Source organism: Micromonospora yangpuensis, from assembly GCF_900091615.1.
GTDB classification, from domain to species: Bacteria; Actinomycetota; Actinomycetes; order Mycobacteriales; family Micromonosporaceae; genus Micromonospora; species Micromonospora yangpuensis.
In genome coordinates this window covers 5,175,232-5,192,891 of record NZ_FMIA01000002.1, presented here as the reverse complement: position 1 = coordinate 5,192,891, position 17,660 = coordinate 5,175,232, and the positions used below count along the sequence as shown (strand labels likewise).

Here is a 17,660-nt window from a genome sequence, read left to right as displayed (position 1 = left end):
GGGCGGCCGGGGCCGTTGACGCGCGCTCCGACCGGGCTCACGGGGTGTCGCGGGCCGGGTATCGTCACGCGGGCGGTTCCGGTGCCGGAACGCCGTCGGATCCGTTTTCTGCGAGGAGTGACATGACCGTCGTGCCGCGGCTCGTCCTGAGCGCCCCCTCGTCGGGGCACGGCAAGAGCGCGTTGGCGGTCGGGCTGCTCACCGCCCTGGCCGAGCGGGACCTGACCGTCACCGGCTTCAAGGTCGGCCCGGACCAGGTGGACGCGGCGTACCTCGGGTTGGCCGCCGGGCGACCCGGCCGCAACCTCGACCCCCGGCTGGTCGGTGGCTCCCGGCTCGTTCCGCTCTTCGCCCACGGTGCCGAAGGCGCCGGGCTCGCGCTGGTCCAGGGCACCATGGGCCTGTACGACAGCGTCAGCGGCCACCCCGAGGAGGAGTCCACGGCCGCCGTGGCCACCGCGCTGCGCAGCCCGGTGGTGCTGGCGGTCGACGTGGCGGCGATGGGCCAGTCGGTCGCCGCCCTGATACACGGCTTCCGGTCGTACGACGAACAGCTCTGGCTCGGTGGGGTGATCCTCACCCAGGTCGCCTCGTCCCGGCACGAGTCGATGCTGCGCGAGGCGCTGGATGACATCGGGGTGCCGGTCTACGGCGCGCTGCGCCGGCACGAGCTGCCCCCGGTGCTGCCGGCCCGCCGGCACGGCGTGGTGCCGGCGCTGAGCCGCGACGGCGAGGCGGTGCGGGCGGTGCGTCGGCTCGGTGAGGCGGTGGCGGCCACCGTCGACCTGGACCGGCTGCTGGTGCTGGCCCGCTCCGCACCGCCGCTGACCGTCGAGACCCCGCTTATCGATCCGGCCATCCTGACCGGGGAGGCGTCGATCCCTGTGGCGTCCCCGACTGCGGCGTCCCCGAATGCGGAGGCCCCGGGTACGGCGGCGGCCCCGGTGCCGTCCGGCCGACCGGTGGTCGCGGTGGCCGGCGGGGTGGGTGGCAGCTACGGCCACCCGGAGACGGTCGAGCTGCTGCGGGCCGCCGGCGCCGAGGTGGTGTCGGTCGACCCGCTGCGCGACGAGAAGCTGCCGCCCGGCACCCGGGCGCTGGTGGTGGGCGGCGCACTGCCCGAGACGTACGCCGAGGAGCTGTCGGCCAACCGCCGGCTCTGCATCGCCGTGGCCGAACTGGCGCGCACCGGGCGCCCGGTGGTCGCCGAGGGGGCCGGGCTGCTCTGGCTGGCCCGGGAGCTGGACGGGCTGCCGATGTGCGGGGTGCTCGACGCGACCGCGACCCGCCGCGACGGCCTGGTGATCGGCTACCGCACGGCGACCGCCCGTACCGACAGTGTGATCGCCGCCGCCGACACGGTGCTGGTCGGCTACAAGCAGCACCGTGCGGTGCTCACCCCGCGGGCCGGGCAGACGCCGGCCTGGAGCTGGGAGGGTGGCACCCCGGAGGGGTTCGTCTGGCAGGGTGTGCACGCCTCCCAGCTCACCCTGCACTGGGCCGCCGATCCGGGGATCGCCACCCGGCTGGTGGCCGCCGCGACGGCCACCGCCCCGCCCCGCTGACCAGTCCCCGCCCCGCTGACCAGTCCCCGCCCAGCCCCGTTGACCAGCCCAGCCCCGCTGATCAGCCGACGATCCGGTCCGACGGTGGGGTGAACTGGCGGGTGGGCTGGCCCTTCAGGCCGTCCCGCAGGGTCCGGGCGACCGCCTCGATCGGGATCTGGGACTGTCCGTCACCGACGGCGTTGAACGGGTTGTCCGGGTCGGAGATGAAACTCGCCGCCGCCAGCTCCGGGGTGTACGCCACGAACCAGGCCGACCGGGTGCTGTCGGTGGTACCCGTCTTGCCGGCGACCGGGCGGCCGACCGTACCCCGGACGCTGTCGGCGGTCGACCAGCCGCCGCAGCTTCCCTTGGCCGGGGTGTCCCCGGTCGGGCAGCGGGCGGCGTCGGTGGCCGCGCGGGCCGCGTCCGCGTTCACCACCTGCCGGCAGCGTGGCTTGGCCACCTCGGAGCCGATGCCGGAGGCCGTCCGGTACATGGTCGGGGTGCCGTCGCGGTTGTTGATGGTGGTGACCGGCATCGCCTCGCAGTACCGGCCGTCGGCGGCGATCGCGGCGTAGGCGTTCGCCATCTCCAGCGGGGTGGCGTCGGAGACGCCGAGGGTGAACGCGCCCCACTTCGCGGCGTTCTCCGGCGAGGCGTGCTTGCGGTCCACGTCGGTACGCCAGCGCAGGCCGAGCTGCTCGGCCAGGTGGACGGCTTTGTCCGCGCCTACCTGCTCCTCCAGCCAGACGAAGTACGTGTTCACCGACTTGCCGAAGCCGGACCACATGGTCTGGGTGCCGGTCATCGCGCCGCTGGCGTTCGACGGCGCCCAGCCGTCGTAGACCTCGGAGCGGTACCGGTGCGGCGCGTTGAAGGTGGTGGACAGCGGCATCCCGGCGTTCAGCGCGGCCAGCATCGGGAACATCTTGAAGGTCGATCCGGCCTGGTAGCCGGGCAGGTCGCCGCCGCCGAGCAGGGGAGCCACCGTGTTCGGATAGTTCGCCTTGACCTTCGGTGAGGCCTCCGGGTTGCCACTCGGCGGGTTGTCGGCCAGGTCGAGGGAGTACGTCCGGTTCACCGCCATCGCCTTGACCCGCCCGGTGCCCGGCTCGGCCACCACGATGCCGTTGGCGAACGGGCTGCCGGTCCGGTCCTTCGCCCCGACGTTCTTCTCCGCCGCCGCCTGGATCTTCGGATCGAGGCTGAGCACGATCCGGTAGCCGCCCCGGCGCAGCTTGTCCATCCGTTCCAGCCGGTTGTCGCCGAACGCCGGCTGCGCGCTCCACCAGTTCTTGAAGTAGTCGCAGGCGAAGCCCCAGCTGTTGTACTTCTCCGGGATCGAGGCGCAGTCGTTGGGCGGGTCGGTCAGCTTCAGCCTGATCGGTTCGGTCTTGGCCTGTGCGGCGGCGTCCGGGGAGAGGTAGCCGAGCTGGGCCATCCGGTCCAGCACGTAGTTGCGCCGTCCGGTGGCCTCCTGCTGGTCGGAGCTGGCCGGGTCGTACTCGGAGGGGGACTTGACCAGTCCGGCGAGGGTGGCGGCCTCGACCGGGCTGAGATCCTTCGGCGTCTTGGAGAAGAAGATCTCGCTGGCGGCGTAGATGCCGTACGCCCGGTGCCCGAAGTACGCCGAGTTGAGGTAGCGCTCCATGATCTCCGGCTTGCTCAGCTCCTTTTCCAGGTCGACCGCCATCCGCATCTCCTTGATCTTGCGGATGCTGGTCTGCTGGGTGGCCTCCTGGACCTCCTTCGGTGTGGTCGCGCTGTCCCGCAGCGCCATCCGGACGTACTGCATGGTCAGCGTGGAGGCGCCCTGGGACACCCCGCTGGAGTTGGCGTTGGCGACGAAGGCGCGGGCCACGCCCTTCGGGTCGACGCCGTGGTGGGTGTAGAAGCGGGAGTCCTCGGCGGCCACGATCGCCTGCTGGATGTTGGGCGACATGTCCGACAGCTTGGTGTACTGCCGGTACTCCTCGTAGAACATCGTCAGCAGGGTGGTGCCGTCCGGGGCGTACAGGTAGGAGGTCTCGGCGGGCAGGGCGGTGCTCAGCAGCTTGGTCTTGGCCTCCACGGCGTGCGCGGTGGCCTTCGCGCCGAGACCGGTGGCGGCGGCCAACGGGTACGCGGCGGCGGCGACCACGACACCGGCGATGAGCCCGGCGCGTAGGAGTGGAACGAGACGACCAGCGGCGGAAAGGGGTCGGTTACTCACCAGGTCAAGTTATGACATTTCCGATACGTACCTGAGAAATATTCATAAACGGCGGTGTGGTGACGCGGCCCACGCCGGCACCGGCTGTCCCGCGCGCCGCCTTCCCGGCAGGATCGCGGACATGCGCGGTGAGTTGCTCGACGCCGGACCGGACCCCGGCAGTGCCGGCGATGGGCCAGGCCTCGGCAGTGCCGGCGATGGGCCGGACCTCGGCAGTGCCGGCGATGGGCCGGACCTCGGCAGTGCCGGCGTAGGGCCGGACCTCGGTCACCACGGGGACGCCGAGGTGGGCGAGGGCCTGGTGGACCTGGCGGTCAACGTCCGGCGTGAGCCGCCGCCGCCCTGGCTGGCCGGGCCGATCGCGGCCACCCTCGCCGACCTGGCCCGCTACCCCGACCCCCGGCCGGCCCGCGCCGCCGTCGCCGCCCGGCACGGCCGTCACCCGGACGAGGTACTGCTGACCGCCGGGGCCGCCGAGGGCTTCGTGCTGCTCGCCCGCGCCCTGACCGGGCTGCGTCGACCGGTGGTGGTGCACCCGCAGTTCACCGAGCCGGAGGCGGCGCTGTGGGCGGCCGGGCACCGGGTCGAGCGGGTGCTGCTCGATCCCGCCGACGACTTCCGGCTCGACCCCGCCCGGGTGCCCGTCGACGCCGACCTGGTCATGATCGGCAACCCGACCAATCCCACGTCGGTGCTGCACCCCGCGGCGACGCTGGCCGCGCTCGCCCGGCCCGGCCGGATCCTGGTGGTCGACGAGGCGTTCGCCGACACCACCGTCGTGCCCGGCGTACCCGGTGAGCCGGAGTCCCTGGCGCACCGCCGTGACCTGCCCGGCCTGGTGGTGGTGCGGAGCCTGACCAAGACCTGGGGGCTGGCCGGGCTGCGCATCGGGTACCTGCTCGGCGAGGCGGCGCTGCTCGCCCGGCTGGCCGCCGCCCAGCCGCTCTGGGCGGTCTCCACCCCGGCGCTCGCCGCCGCCACCGCCTGCGCCAGCGGCACCGCCGTCGCCGCCGAACGCGCCATCGCCGCCCGGCTCACCGCCGACCGCGACCACCTGGTGGCCCGCCTGTCCGGCCTGCCCGGGGTACGCGTCGCCGGCCGCCCGGCCAGCGCCTTCGTCCTGATCCGGCACCCCGACGCCGCCCGGGTACGGCTGACGTTGCGGCAGCGGGGCTGGGCGGTACGCCGGGGCGACACCTTCCCCGGCCTCGGTCCGGAATGGCTACGGGTGGCCGTACGGGACCGGGCGACGACCGACGCGTTCACCGAGATACTGGCGGAGATCCTGGAGGCGTGATGCTGGAGAGCACGATCGCGGCGATCGAGCCGCCCGACGAGTCGGCGATGGCGGCCGCCCGGGAGCTGCAGGGCCGGCTGACCAAGCCGGCCGGCTCGCTCGGCGCCCTGGAGGAGCTGTCGGTCCGCCTCGCCGGCCTGGCCGGGGCCTGCCCGCCCCCGCTGCCGGAGCCCGCCGCGGTGGCGATCTTCGCCGGTGACCACGGCGTGCACGCCCAGCGGGTCACACCCTGGCCGCAGGAGGTGACCGCCCAGATGATCGGCAACTTCCTGGCCGGGGGAGCGGTGGTCAACGCCTTCGCCCGGCAGGCCGGCGCCCCGGTCACCGTGGTCGACGTCGGCGTCGCCACCCCGCTGCCCGACGCGCCGGACACCGCCGCCGGTGGGCTGCCCCGGCTGGTCGTGGCGAACGTCCGGCGCGGCACCCGGGACCTGACGGTCACCGCCGCCCTGACCCGCGACGAGGCCCGCGCCGCCGTACAGGCCGGGACCCGGGTCGCCGACGAGCTGCTCGACGCGGGGGCCCGGATCCTGGTCACCGGGGACATGGGCATCGGCAACACCACCCCGGCCGCCGCCCTGATCGCCGCCTTCACCGGGGCCGACCCCGCCGAGACGACCGGCCGGGGCACCGGCGTGGACGACCCGACCTACGCCCACAAGGTCGACGTGGTGCGGGCCGCGCTGCGCCGGCACGACCCCGACCCGGCCGACCCGCTGGGCGTGCTCGCCGCCGTCGGTGGACTGGAACACGCCGCGCTGACCGGGCTGATCCTCGCCGCCGCCGCGCGCCGCCGACCGGTGCTGCTCGACGGGGTGATCGCGGTCAGCGCCGCACTGGCCGCCGTCGCGCTCGCCCCCGCCGCGGTCGGTGCCCTGGTCGCCGGGCACCGCTCCGCCGAGCCGGGGGCCACCGTGGGCCTGCGCCACCTCGGCCTCGACCCGCTGCTCGACCTCGGCCTGCGCCTCGGCGAGGGCACCGGTGCGCTGCTGGCGCTGCCCGTGGTCACCGGCGCGGTCCGGGTGCTGCACGAGGTCGCCACCTTCGACTCGGCGGGAGTGGCCGAGAAGTGACCGGAGCAAGCGAGCAGACCAACCCGTACCCGCTCGGGTTGCGGCTGGCCGGCCGCCGGGTGGTCGTGGTGGGCGGGGGAGCGGTCGCCACCCGCCGGGTGCCGGCGCTGCTCGACGCCGGCGCGGACGTGCTGCTGGTCTCACCCGAACTCACCCCGGCGCTGCGCGCCCACGTCGACGCGGGCCGGCTGCGCTGGGAGCCACGCCGCTTCACCGCCGGCGACCTGGACGACGCCTGGCTGGTGCAGACCGCCGTGGACGATCCGGTCGCCGCCGAGGCGGTCAGCGCCGCCGCCGCCGAGCGGCGGATCTTCTGCGTCCGCGCCGACGACCGCACCGCCGCCACCGCCTGGACCCCGGCGGTCACCCGCAGCGGCCCGGTGACGGTGGCCGTGCTGGCCGGCGGCGACCCCCGCCGCGCGATGGCCACCCGCGACGCCATCCGCACCCTCCTCACCGCAAGGAAGGGCCCCCCGTTAACGCTTTCGGTAGAGCAGGGGCCCCTTGTTAACGCCGACGACGGGGTGCAGCAGCCGGTCGGGCGGGTGGCCCTGGTCGGCGCCGGCCCCGGTGACCCGGAGCTGATCACCGTCAAGGGTTGGCGGCTGCTCACCGAGGCCGACGTGGTGGTCGCCGACCGGCTGGTGCCCGGCCTGCTCCTGGACGAGCTGCGCCCCGACGTGGAGCTGGTGGACGCCTCCAAGATCCCGTACGGCCCTTCTCGGGCCCAGGAGGAGATCAACGCGATCCTGGTCGACCGGGCCCTGGCCGGTGCCTTCGTGGTCCGGCTCAAGGGCGGCGACCCGTACGTCTTCGGGCGGGGTGGCGAGGAGCTGCTGGCCTGCGCGGCGGCCGGGGTGCCGGTCACCGTGGTCCCCGGGGTGACCAGCGCGGTAGCCGTGCCGGCGGTGGCCGGGGTGCCGGTCACCCACCGTGCGGTGGCGCACGAGTTCACCGTCGTCTCCGGGCACCTCGCCCCGGACTCGCCGGCCTCCCTGGTGCGCTGGGACACTCTCGCCGGCCTGCGCGGCACCCTCGTGGTGCTGATGGGGCTGAAGAACCTGGCCGCGATCGCCGCGACCCTGATCGCGCACGGCCGGCCGCCGCAGACCCCGGCCGCGGTGATCCAGGAGGGCACCACGGACGGGCAACGCAGCCTACGGTCGACGCTCGGTACAGTGGCGGTGGACGTGGCGGCGGCCAGCCTGCGCCCGCCGGCCATCGTGGTGATCGGCCACGTGGTTGACGCCCTCGCCCCACTGGACGCCTAGCCCGCCTGGCCGAGCGCCGGCCGTGCGTCCTGGCTGACCGCGGTCCTTGATCGACTCGGTTGTGGCGATATGGCGGTATCGGCGTACCCGGGATAGCGCTATATCGCCACAACCGAGTCGATCTTCCCAGGCCGCCCCGGCCCCGGGCCGGGCCCGGCTCTGCCCGGCCCCGGGCCGGGCCCGGCTCTGCCCGGCCTGGCCAGCCCGGTGCGCGCGGCCAGGTTCGGCCGGGACAGCACGGTGGCCCCGGACCAGAGGTCCGGGGCCACCGTCGGCGCTGGTCAGGTCACTGCTTGAGCATGTTGTCCAGCAGCAGCGCGCACCGGATCAGACCCAGGTGGCTGTAGGCCTGCGGGTGGTTGCCCAGCCCCCGCTCGGCCAACGGGTCGTACTGCTCGGGCAGCAGTCCGGTCGGGCCCGCGGTGTCGACCATCTGGGCGAACAGCTCCTCGGCGTCGGTACGCCGACCGGTGCGCAGGTACGCCTCGATCAGCCACGCCGTGCAGATGTGGAAGCCGCCCTCCCGGCCGGGCAGGCCGTCGTCCCAGTGGTACCGGTAGACGACCGGACCGCTGCGCAGGTCCGCCTCGATCTTCAGCACGGTCGACAGGAACCGTGGGTCGTCGCCGGGCAGCAGCCCGGAGAGGCCGATCCAGAGCGACGAGGCGTCCATCTCCTCGTCACCGTAGGCGACGCTGTACGCCTCGGCACCGGAGTGCCAGCCGTGCTCCAGCACGTTGGCGCCGATCCGGTCGCGCAGCTCCACCCACTCCGGCCGGTCCTCGCCACCGTGCTGGCGGACCACCTGCAACGCCCGGTCCACCGTCATCCAGCACATCACCTTGCTGAAGATGTGGTGCCGGGGTGGCAGGCGGGCCTCCCAGATACCGTGGTCGGGCTCGTGCCAGCGGCGGCGGACCGCCTCGACCATGTTCTCCAGCACCCGCCACTCGGTCTCGCGTACCGAGCCACGCAGGTCGGCCACGGCGGCGAGCAGGTCGGCGATCGGGCCGAAGACGTCCAGCTGGAGCTGGTGGTTGGCCAGGTTGCCGACGCGTACCGGGCGGGAGCCGGCGTAGCCGGGCAGGGTGTCGATGACCGCCTCGGCACCCAGTTCGTACCCGTCGACGGTGTAGAGCGGGTGCAGCCGTTCGGGGTGCCCGCCGGTGCGTTCGATGCAGCCGTCCACCCAGCGCAGCAGCGCCTCGGCCTCCTCGATGGAGCCGAGGTCGACAAGCACCCGGGCGGTCATCGCCGCGTCCCGCAGCCAGCAGTACCGGTAGTCCCAGTTGCGGACCCCGCCCAGCTCCTCCGGCAACGAGGTGGTCGCCGCGGCGAGGATCGACCCGGTGGCCTCGTGGCAGAGCCCACGCAGGGTCAACGCGCTGCGGGCGACCAGGTCCCGGGCGGTGGTCGGCAGCCGCAGCTCGGCCACCCAGTCCTTCCAGGGCTGCTCGGTGGCGGCCTGCCGCTCGTGCACGGGCAGCCGGTGGTCGTCCAGGTTGTGCGTGCCGAAGCGCAGCTCCAGCAGGGCCTGTCCGCCAGTGGCGGCGAGGTCGACGACGGCCTTGGCGGTCTCGTACCCGCCGTCGTTGCTGACCTCCCAGGTCACCCCGGGGGAGTAGAGCGCGACCGGCTCGTTGGAGCCGAGCACCAGCAGCCCGTCGTCGGCGGGTTGCAGCTGCACCGCGACCTGGCCGAACTCCGGTCGCGGGGCGAACTCCAGCCGGACCTTCGAGGTGCCGGTGAGCACCCGGACCAGCGTCGAGTCCCCGGAGATGATCGCCGAACCGGCCGGCACCGAGTCGGCGGACGGCCGGTCGAGCCAGTCGGTCACGGTCAGGCCCGACCAGCGGGTCTCCAGGGTCATGGTGCCGTTGCGGTAGCGCTGGCCCAGCGGGATGCCGCCCCGCTCGGGGGCGACGCTGAAGTGCCCGGCGGGGCTGCCGCCGACCAGGTCGGCGAAGATCGCCGCCGAGTCCGGCTTGGGGTGGCAGAGCCAGGTGACCTTCGCCTCCGGCGTCAACAACGCCACGGTACGACCGTTGGCCAGCATCGAGTGCCGTTCGATCGGCACCGCCCGCTCGCCGAAGAGCCAGTGCCGCCGGGTCTCCAGCAGCAGCGCCAGGGCGCGGGCCGCCTCGATCGGCTCGGCCACCCGGTAGCCGGCCTTGGTCTCCCCGGGGCCGATCTTGATCCCGAGGTCCGGGCCCTGCAGGTTGCCGAAGGCGTTCTCGTCGGTGACGTCGTCACCGATGAAGAGCACCGCGCTGGCGGAGAGCTGGGTACGTAGCTGGTCGACCGCGGTGCCCTTGTGGGTGGCCACCACGGAGAGCTCGATGACCTCCTTGCCCTGGGTGACCGTGACGTCTTCCCAGGTGGCGGGGCCGGAGCGGACCGCGTCGATCGCGGCGGCGGCCACGTGCGGGTCCACCCCACGGGTGTGCACCGCGACGCTTGCCGGCTTGCGTTCCAGCCGAATGCCCGGGTGGGCGGCGGCGATGGTCCGCAACTCGTCGCGCAGCCGGGTCCGCACGGCGATCAGCTCGGGGGTGAGCCGTTCGACGAACCCGATGTCGAACTCGGAGCCGTGGCTACCGACCAGGTGCACCTCGCTGGGCAGCCGCGACAGGGCGGCCAGGTCGCGCAGGGCCCGACCGGAGACCACCGCGACCGAGGTCTGCGGCAGCGCGGCGAGCGCCCGCACGGCGGCCACCGACTCCGGTAGCGGCACCGCCTTGCTCGGGTCCTCGACGATGGGGGCGAGGGTGCCGTCGTAGTCGCAGGCGACCAGCAGTTGCGGCATCCGGGCGATCCGCCCGATGGCGGAGCGCAGTTCCGGGTCCATCACCCCGGCGATCGGAGGTGCTCCGTCGGCGACGGACGTGTTCACGCGACCTCCGTATCGGGGACACCCAGTTCGGTGAGGAACGACTTCGCCCAGTGACCCACATCGTGGGTACGCAGGTGACGCTGCATGATGCGCATGCGGCGACGGGCCTCCGGCTTCTCTACGTGCACGGCTCGCAGCAGGGCGTCCTTGACCGCGTCGGGGTCGTGCGGGTTACACAGAAAGGCCTGGCGCAGCTCGGTGGCCGCGCCGGCAAACTCACTGAGCACGAGGGCGCCACCTTGATCGGTGCGCGCCGCAACGTACTCCTTAGCCACCAGATTCATACCGTCTCGCAGGGGAGTCACCATCATCACGTCGGCCGCGACGTACATCGCGGCCAGTTCACTGCGACTGTACGACTGATGCAGGTAATGCACCGCCGGCACGCCGACCCTGCCGAATTCGCCATTAATCCGGCCAACCTCGCGTTCGACCTTGACCCGAAGTGCCTGGTAGTGCTCGACGCGTTCCCGGCTCGGCGTGGCGACCTGCACCATAACCGCGTCCGGAACTGTCAACTTTCCGTCAGCCAGCAGTTCGCGGAAGGCCTTGAGCCGCAGTTCGATGCCCTTGGTGTAGTCGAGACGGTCCACGCCGAGGATGATCGTCTTGGGATCGCCCAGCTCAGCGCGGATCTGCTTGGCGCGGGCCTGGATCGCCGGGTCGGCGGCGAGCCGCTCCATCTCCGCCACGTCGATGGAGATCGGAAATGCTCCGGCTTTGACCTGACGGCCGTCAACCTGGATCATCTGCCCCTCGTAGCGCAGCCCGAGCAGGTGACGGGCCAGCCGGACGAAGTTCTGCGCGGCCAACCGCTGCTGGAACCCGACCAGGTCCGCGCCGAGCAGGCCCCGCAGCACCTCGGCGCGCAGCGGCATCTGCATGAACAGCTCGATCGGCGGGAACGGGATGTGCAGGAAGAACCCGATCCGCAGGTCCGGGCGCAGCTCCCGCAGCATCGCCGGGACCAGCTGCAGCTGGTAGTCCTGCACCCAGACGGTCGCGCCCTCGGCGGCGACCTCCGCCGCGGCCTCCGCGAACCTGGCGTTGACCAGCCGGTACGCCTCGCGCCAGCGACGCTTGTAGGCAGGTGTCTCGACGGCGTCGTGGTAGAGCGGCCAGATGGTGGCGTTGGACTGGCCCTCGTAGTAGCGCTCCAGTTCCTCGGCGCTCAGCGGCACCGGGTGCAGACGGATGCCCTCCAGGTCGAACGGCTCCGGGGCGGCACCGGTGCCACCGGCCCAGCCGACCCAGGTGCCCTGGTGTTCGGCGAGGACCGGATGCAGCGCGGTGACCAGGCCACCGGGGCTGCGACGCCACTGCCGCCCCTCGGGTGTGCTCACCTCATCGACCGGCAGTCGGTTTGCCACTACGACAAAGGAGCTACGGACGGTCACGATCGGCCACCTCCGGCTACTGACGGGTCCACCGCGATGAGCGTAGCTGCGGCGCTTACCACCCCGTGCGGGGTTCCCTACCCGTCCCAAAGCCTGCTCAACCGATAGCGTGATCTTGTCGACACGGGCGGTCGGCGTACCCGTCTGGCTCGCCGTTCGCCGGGGTGATGTGGGCGGACGGCGCCGTACCTGTCAGGATTGACGGCGGCGTGCGTGCGGCCGGCCACCGGCCGGCGGCGGCGGGGAGAGTTCGCAGCCCGCGCCGCGCCCGCCGATCCCAGCCGCAACCTACGGAGGTAGCCCGCACCGTGGCCCAGTACATCTACGTCCTGGAAAAGGCGCGCAAGGCGCACGGCGACAAGGTCGTGCTCGACAACGTGACGCTGAGCTTCCTGCCGGGGGCCAAGATCGGTGTGGTCGGCCCGAACGGCGCCGGTAAGTCCAGCCTCCTCAAGATCATGGCAGGGCTGGACCGGCCGAGCAACGGCGAGGCCCGGCTGATGCCCGGCTACACCGTCGGCCTGCTCGCCCAGGAGCCCCCGCTCAACGAGAGCAAGACGGTCCTCGGCAACGTCGAGGAGGCGGTCGCCGAGACCAAGGAGAAGCTGGAGCGGTTCAACGCCATCGCCGAGCAGATGGCCACCGACTACACCGACGAGCTGATGGCCGAGATGGGCAAGCTCCAGGAGGAGCTGGACCACGCCGACGCGTGGGACAACGACTCCAAGCTCGAACTGGCCATGGACGCCCTGCGCTGCCCGCCGCCGGACGCCGACGTCACCCAGCTCTCCGGGGGTGAGCGCCGCCGGGTCGCCCTCTGCAAGCTGCTGCTGGAGGCTCCCGACCTGCTGCTGCTCGACGAGCCCACCAACCACCTGGACGCGGAGAGCGTCTCCTGGCTGGAGCAGCACCTGGCCAAGTACGCCGGCACCGTCATGGCGATCACCCACGACCGGTACTTCCTGGACAACGTGGCCGGCTGGATCCTGGAGCTGGACCGTGGCCGGGCCGTCGGCTACGAGGGCAACTACTCCACCTACCTGGAGAAGAAGGCCGCCCGGCTGGCCGTCGAGGGCCGCCGGGACGCCAAGATGAAGAAGCGGCTCACCGAGGAACTGGAGTGGGTCCGCTCCAACGCCAAGGCCCGCCAGACCAAGTCCAAGGCCCGGCTCGACAGGTACGACGAGATGGCCGCCGAGGCGGAGAAGACCCGCAAGCTGGACTTCGAGGAGATCCAGATCCCGCCGGGTCCCCGTCTGGGCAGCACGGTCATCGAGGCACACCAGCTCAGCAAGGGCTTCGGCGACCGGCTGCTGATCGACAACCTGTCCTTCTCGCTGCCGCGCAACGGCATCGTCGGCATCATCGGCCCGAACGGCGTCGGCAAGACCACCCTGTTCAAGACCATCGTCGGGCTGGAGCAGCCGACCGGCGGCGAGGTCAAGGTCGGCCCGACCGTCTCGCTGTCGTACGTCGACCAGAACCGGCAGGGCCTGGCCGGTGACAAGACGGTCTGGGAGGTCGTCTCCGACGGGCTGGACCACCTGATGGTGGGCAAGGTCGAGATGCCGTCCCGGGCGTACATCGCCGCGTTCGGCTTCAAGGGCCCGGACCAGCAGAAGCCGACCAAGGTGCTCTCCGGCGGCGAGCGCAACCGGCTCAACCTGGCGCTGACGCTCAAGATCGGCGGGAACGTGATCCTGCTCGACGAGCCCACCAACGACCTGGACGTGGAGACCCTCTCCAGCCTGGAGAACGCGCTGCTGGAGTTCCCCGGCTGCGCCGTGGTCATCTCCCACGACCGGATGTTCCTCGACCGGGTGGCCACGCACATCCTGGCCTGGGAGGGCGACGACGAGGACCCGTCGCGGTGGTTCTGGTTCGAGGGCAACTTCGAGGCGTACGAGAAGAACAAGATCGATCGCCTGGGCGCCGAGGCGGCCCGCCCGCACCGGGTGACCTACCGCAAGCTCACCCGTGACTGACCGCTTCGTCTACCACTGCACGCTGCGCTGGTCCGACCTGGACGCGTACGGCCACGTCAACAACTCGCGCTTCCTCACCCTGTACGAGGAGGCGCGGGTGGCGTTGATGTTCGCCGGGGGCCGGGCCTGGGGGGTGGGCTCGCTCGCCGACGGGGTGGTCATCCGCCGGCACGAGGTCGACTACCTGCGCCCGGTCGACTACGCGCTGGGCCGGGCCACCGCGGAGGCGGCCCCGACCGTGCGCATCGAACTCTGGGTGGAGGAGATCAAGGCCTCCCGGTTCACCGTCGCCTACGAGCTGTACGACGGCGAGGTGCTGGCCAGCCGGGCCCGTTCGGTGCTGGTGCCCTTCGACCTGACGCGGCAGTCGCCCCGGCGGATGACCGCCGAGGAGCGGGCCTTCCTGCTGACGTACGCCCCGGCCGGCGACGCCGCCATGTCCGGCGGTGAGGGGACGACATGAGCGCGACCCACCCGGGCGGTGCGACGTCGCCGTCCCCGGCGGGCGGCGGCGGGCACGGGCTGGTCGGCACCACCGACGCCGGGGCGTTCCTGGCCCGGCTGGTCCGGTTGGCCCCCGACGCGGTGGTCCGGCTCCGGTCGGACGCGTCCGCCGGCCGTACCGCCATCTGGGCCCGGCTGCCGTGGAACGTGCTGGTGGTCCGGACGGTCACCGGGCCCGGCCCCGGCGATGCCACCGTCTCCGCCGGTGAACTGCTGGCCGTGCTCGACGGCGACGGCGCGACCCTGCCCGGCCGCCGGGACGCGCAGTGGCGCTGGCCGCTGCCCCCGCCGGCGTCCCGGCCGGTGGAGACGATGCCGGTGGCCGAGGTACGGCGGATCGCGGCGGCGGCGGCCGGTGCGCTGCGCTCGGCCGCCGAGCACGGGGTGGCCGGCCGGGCGGTCGGCCAGCGGGCGGTCCGCGACGCGTTGTTGGACCACGTCCCGGTGCTGGTCTCCCCGGACGACTCGACAGCCGAACGCGTCGAGGTCAACCAGCGGCTGATCCAGGCGGTGGTCCGGATGGGATTCCTCGGCCGGGCCGACGCCGACGCGCCGACCGACGTCGGGGTGCGGGTCGCCGGCCGATGGGTCGCCCTGGTGGGACCTTTCGGGGCGGCCTGGTCGCAGAAGGTCGCGGATCTTGTCGTCAACCCGATCCGGACTCGGCCGTTCGGCTGACCCTCGGTCGTTCTTCCGGGCTGGGGCTGCCGTTGGGGGGATGCCTCAGCCCGGCTGTCCGGGTACCGTCCATCCTCGGATCCAACGCACCGTAGGCGACTGGATCCGCTGGGGAGTGAGGTGCGCGAGCGATGCCGTGGTGGTCATGGCGGCCAGGTTCCGCAGAGGGCGGCGACCAGGCAACTCGAAGCGGGATCACAGTGGACGACAAGGTCCGGGTCGGGCCGCCGTCGCCCCGTCAACCAGGGGACGACGCTGCGCCCGCCGAACGGCCCACGATGACGGACCTGCCGGACACCGTGGCGCCGGTGACCCTCGGCCGGGTCTGCGCCGCACTCGACCGGCTCGACGTGCGTTACCTGGCCGACGGCGACGGCAACCTGCTGGCCATGTGGGAACGGCACGCCGTGCTGGTGACCCTGGAGGGCCCGGAGGACGAGATCCTGGTGATGCGGGCCCGTCCACACGCGACCGTGCCGCCGGACTGGGCCGACCGGGCCTACCGGGTGGTCAACGAGTGGAACCACACCCGCCGGTTCTGCAAGGCCTACATCGGTGACCCCACCGAGCGGGGTCAGCTGCCGATCTACGCCGAGTTGCAGGTGCCGCTCGGGGCCGGGGCGCACGACGCGCTCCTGGTGGAGATGCTCGACTGTGGTGCCGCGGTCGCCAGCACCTTCGTGGACTGGCTGCACGACGAGGGCGCCCTGCTCTGACCCCGACGCGGTGGCCGGCCGGCCGTCACGCGGGGTGGGCCGGGTCGTCCATGACGTTGACCATGAAGTACGCGGCCCGTTCCAGGTAGTCCCAGAGGGTGCCGGCCGCCTCCGGGGTGAGGTCGAGCCGGTCGACCGCCCGCCGCATGTGCAGCAGCCAGGCGTCCCGTTCGACGGCGCCGACCCGGAACGGGGCGTGCCGCATCCGCAGCCGGGGGTGACCCCGCTGGCTGGAGTAGGTGTTCGGCCCGCCCCAGTACTGCATGAGGAAGAGCGTCAGCCGCTCCGCGGCGGGCCCCAGGTCCTCCTCCGGGTACATCGGACGCAGCACCGGGTCGGTGGCCACCCCGGCGTAGAACTCGTCGACCAGCCGGCGGAAGGTGGGCTCGCCTCCGACCGCCTCGAAGAAGGTCGTCGACGGCTGGCCGGACTCTCCTGCGGCATTCACGCTCCCATCCTGCCAGGCCGCCGCAGCGTCGTCCGGCGCGTACCGCCGCCCGGCGCTGCGGGCTCGGTCACACCCGGCTGACGGCACCGGGCCGGTGGCTCAGCGGGTGGGCGCGTCGGCGGCGGTGGGGTCGGCTGACCGGGGTCGGGGTGGGACGGACCCGTCGACCTCGGCGGCGGGCGGGGCGGCCCCCGTCGGCCCCCGGGCGGCCAGACTGGCGTTCCAGAGGTGGGTCGGCAGGTTGGCGACCACCAGGAGCATGAGCAGCACCCCGGCGGCGCTCCAGAGCCCGACCACCAGCGGGATGGAGAACCGTTCGGCGAGCAGACCCGTGGTCAGCACCGCGACGCCCTGGATCACCTGGAGCCCGGTGGCCATCACCCCGAACGCGCGGGCCCGGAAACCGTCGGGCAGGGCCCGGACGAACAACCCGTTGGCGACCGGCAACAGGCCGCCGACGGCGAATCCGCAGCCGGCGGCGAGCAGCGCGACGGCCAACGGTGGCGGGTCCAGCAGGGCCGGCACCAGCACCAGTGGGGCGATCACCGCCATCGGCCGGATCAGCCGCACCCGGCGGGCCGGCGTGACCGTCCGCCCGATCAGCAGGCCGCCGAGAATGAAGCCGACCGGATTCGCGGCCATGATGACCGCCTGCGCCACCCCGGCGTCCAGCCCTCCGCTGCTGCCCGTGCGCGCCCAGGCCGCGGCCAGCCCCTCCGGCACGATGGCGAAGAGCATCGAGCTGAACACCAGTACGGCGATGGCCCGCAGAGCCGGGTTGCCGAAGACGATCCGGAAGCCCTCGCCGGTCTCGCGCAGCAGGTCACTGCGGTGCGCGGCGTTCATCGCCGGCGGACGGTCGCGCACCCCGAGCCGGACCAGGACGGCGGAGAGGGCGAACGTGGTCGCGTTGACGAGCAACGCGAGGGTCGGGTTCACGGTGGCGATGGCGGCACCCAGCAGGTAGCCGACGACCTGTGCGGCCTGGCCCACGCTGGCGTTGATGGACAGCCCCACCACCAGCCGGTCACCGGTCAGGATCAACGGCATCAGCGCCGACCGGGCCGCCTGACTCGGCGGATTGGCCAGCGTGGTGAGGAACAGCAGACAGAGGATCGTCCAGACCGGCATGCCCGGGATGGCGACCAGGCTGACCAGGGCCATCCGGATGAGGTCGCAGGTCACCATCACCTGCCGGTAGCGGTACCGCTCGGCGATCGTGGCGAGCAGCGGCCCGCCGATCAGCCAGGGCAGGAAGCTGACCGCGAAGGCGGCGGCGGAGAGGGCGACCGACTCGCTCTCCCGGTAGACCAGCACGGTGACGGCGGCCTTGGCGATGTAGTCGCCGACCCAGGCGAGGGTGGTGGCGCTGAGCACTGCCCGGTATTCACGCTGGGAGAACACCTCACCGAAGGTGGCTGCCCGCTCCTCGGCAGGTCGCTCGTCGGACACCGGGCCTCCATGGTCCCCCCAGGTCGGCCACCGGTCAGTGACGGTGCGCCCGGGAACCGTCGTCGGATCTACGGAGCAGCGAGGAAATGATCACGCTCCGCAGGGAGCGTGTACCGGATTCTGCCCGATCGTCTGACAACTGGCTAGGGCGAACGGCTCGACGGTCGCATCTCCGACTGAACGAACG

At 72.8% G+C, this 17,660-nt stretch carries 13 protein-coding genes; 8 read left to right on the top strand and 5 right to left on the bottom strand.

The annotated features are described in order from the left end of the window. The first annotated feature begins 122 nt into the window (after positions 1–122). A complete protein-coding gene (locus GA0070617_RS23390) occupies positions 123–1,565 on the top strand; it encodes a cobyrinic acid a,c-diamide synthase CobB (protein ID WP_091442655.1) in 1,443 nt (480 codons plus the stop codon). A gap of 61 nt (positions 1,566–1,626) precedes the next feature. Here GA0070617_RS23390 and GA0070617_RS23385 read toward each other — a convergent pair whose 3' ends face one another. Then, on the bottom strand, positions 1,627–3,759 hold the full coding sequence (locus GA0070617_RS23385) for a transglycosylase domain-containing protein (RefSeq protein ID WP_091442651.1): 2,133 nt from the start codon (positions 3,757–3,759) through the stop codon (positions 1,627–1,629). Positions 3,760–3,790: 31 nt separating this feature from the next. On the opposite strand from GA0070617_RS23385, the gene cobC reads away from it, so the two are divergent. Genes cobC through cobA form a run of 3 tightly spaced genes read left to right on the top strand, consistent with a single transcriptional unit; the run spans position 3,791 to position 7,400 of the window. Continuing rightward, on the top strand, positions 3,791–5,056 hold the full coding sequence (gene cobC, locus GA0070617_RS23380; protein WP_229688531.1) for an Rv2231c family histidinol phosphate aminotransferase CobC: 1,266 nt from the start codon (positions 3,791–3,793) through the stop codon (positions 5,054–5,056). After that, positions 5,056–6,129 (top strand): nicotinate-nucleotide--dimethylbenzimidazole phosphoribosyltransferase, encoded by a 1,074-nt coding sequence (gene cobT / locus GA0070617_RS23375; protein ID WP_091442644.1) that lies wholly within the window; start codon positions 5,056–5,058, stop codon positions 6,127–6,129. Before cobC ends, cobT begins: the two co-directional genes overlap by 1 nt. Beyond that, entirely contained in the window at positions 6,126–7,400 is a 1,275-nt protein-coding gene (gene cobA / locus GA0070617_RS23370; protein WP_091442641.1) for a uroporphyrinogen-III C-methyltransferase, read from the top strand. The genes cobT and cobA overlap by 4 nt, the downstream gene beginning before the upstream one ends. Positions 7,401–7,686: 286 nt before the next feature. Here the strand turns inward: cobA and otsB are convergent, their stop codons facing one another. Together otsB and GA0070617_RS23360 are read right to left on the bottom strand one after the other, a co-directional pair. After that, positions 7,687–10,248, bottom strand: coding sequence for a trehalose-phosphatase (gene otsB / locus GA0070617_RS23365; RefSeq protein WP_091447146.1), 2,562 nt, complete (start codon positions 10,246–10,248; stop codon positions 7,687–7,689). 41 nt (positions 10,249–10,289) lie between these two features. Further along, complete coding sequence (locus tag GA0070617_RS23360; RefSeq protein ID WP_091442638.1) at positions 10,290–11,690, bottom strand: alpha,alpha-trehalose-phosphate synthase (UDP-forming); 1,401 nt, start codon at positions 11,688–11,690, stop codon at positions 10,290–10,292. A 308-nt stretch (positions 11,691–11,998) separates the two neighbouring features. Here GA0070617_RS23360 and ettA point away from each other — a divergent pair, with 308 nt between their 5' ends. From ettA to GA0070617_RS23340, 4 genes are all read left to right on the top strand, one after another. Further along, positions 11,999–13,675 (top strand): energy-dependent translational throttle protein EttA, encoded by a 1,677-nt coding sequence (ettA, locus tag GA0070617_RS23355; RefSeq protein WP_091442634.1) that lies wholly within the window; start codon positions 11,999–12,001, stop codon positions 13,673–13,675. Next, positions 13,668–14,138 carry an acyl-CoA thioesterase gene (locus tag GA0070617_RS23350; RefSeq protein ID WP_091442631.1) on the top strand — a complete coding sequence of 157 codons (471 nt, stop codon included), beginning with the start codon at positions 13,668–13,670 and terminating at the stop codon, positions 14,136–14,138. The genes ettA and GA0070617_RS23350 overlap by 8 nt, the downstream gene beginning before the upstream one ends. Beyond that, positions 14,135–14,857 carry a DUF8185 domain-containing protein gene (locus GA0070617_RS23345; protein WP_091442627.1) on the top strand — a complete coding sequence of 241 codons (723 nt, stop codon included), beginning with the start codon at positions 14,135–14,137 and terminating at the stop codon, positions 14,855–14,857. Before GA0070617_RS23350 ends, GA0070617_RS23345 begins: the two co-directional genes overlap by 4 nt. A gap of 131 nt (positions 14,858–14,988) precedes the next feature. Continuing rightward, on the top strand, positions 14,989–15,573 hold the full coding sequence (locus tag GA0070617_RS23340; protein ID WP_091442623.1) for a type III secretion system chaperone family protein: 585 nt from the start codon (positions 14,989–14,991) through the stop codon (positions 15,571–15,573). Positions 15,574–15,598: 25 nt separating this feature from the next. Here the strand turns inward: GA0070617_RS23340 and GA0070617_RS23335 are convergent, their stop codons facing one another. Further along, positions 15,599–16,021, bottom strand: a complete 423-nt coding sequence (locus GA0070617_RS23335; protein ID WP_091442620.1) for a globin — start codon at positions 16,019–16,021, stop codon at positions 15,599–15,601. A gap of 99 nt (positions 16,022–16,120) precedes the next feature. After that, entirely contained in the window at positions 16,121–17,473 is a 1,353-nt protein-coding gene (locus tag GA0070617_RS23330) for an MFS transporter (RefSeq protein ID WP_091442616.1), read from the bottom strand. Positions 17,474–17,660: the final 187 nt, after the last annotated feature.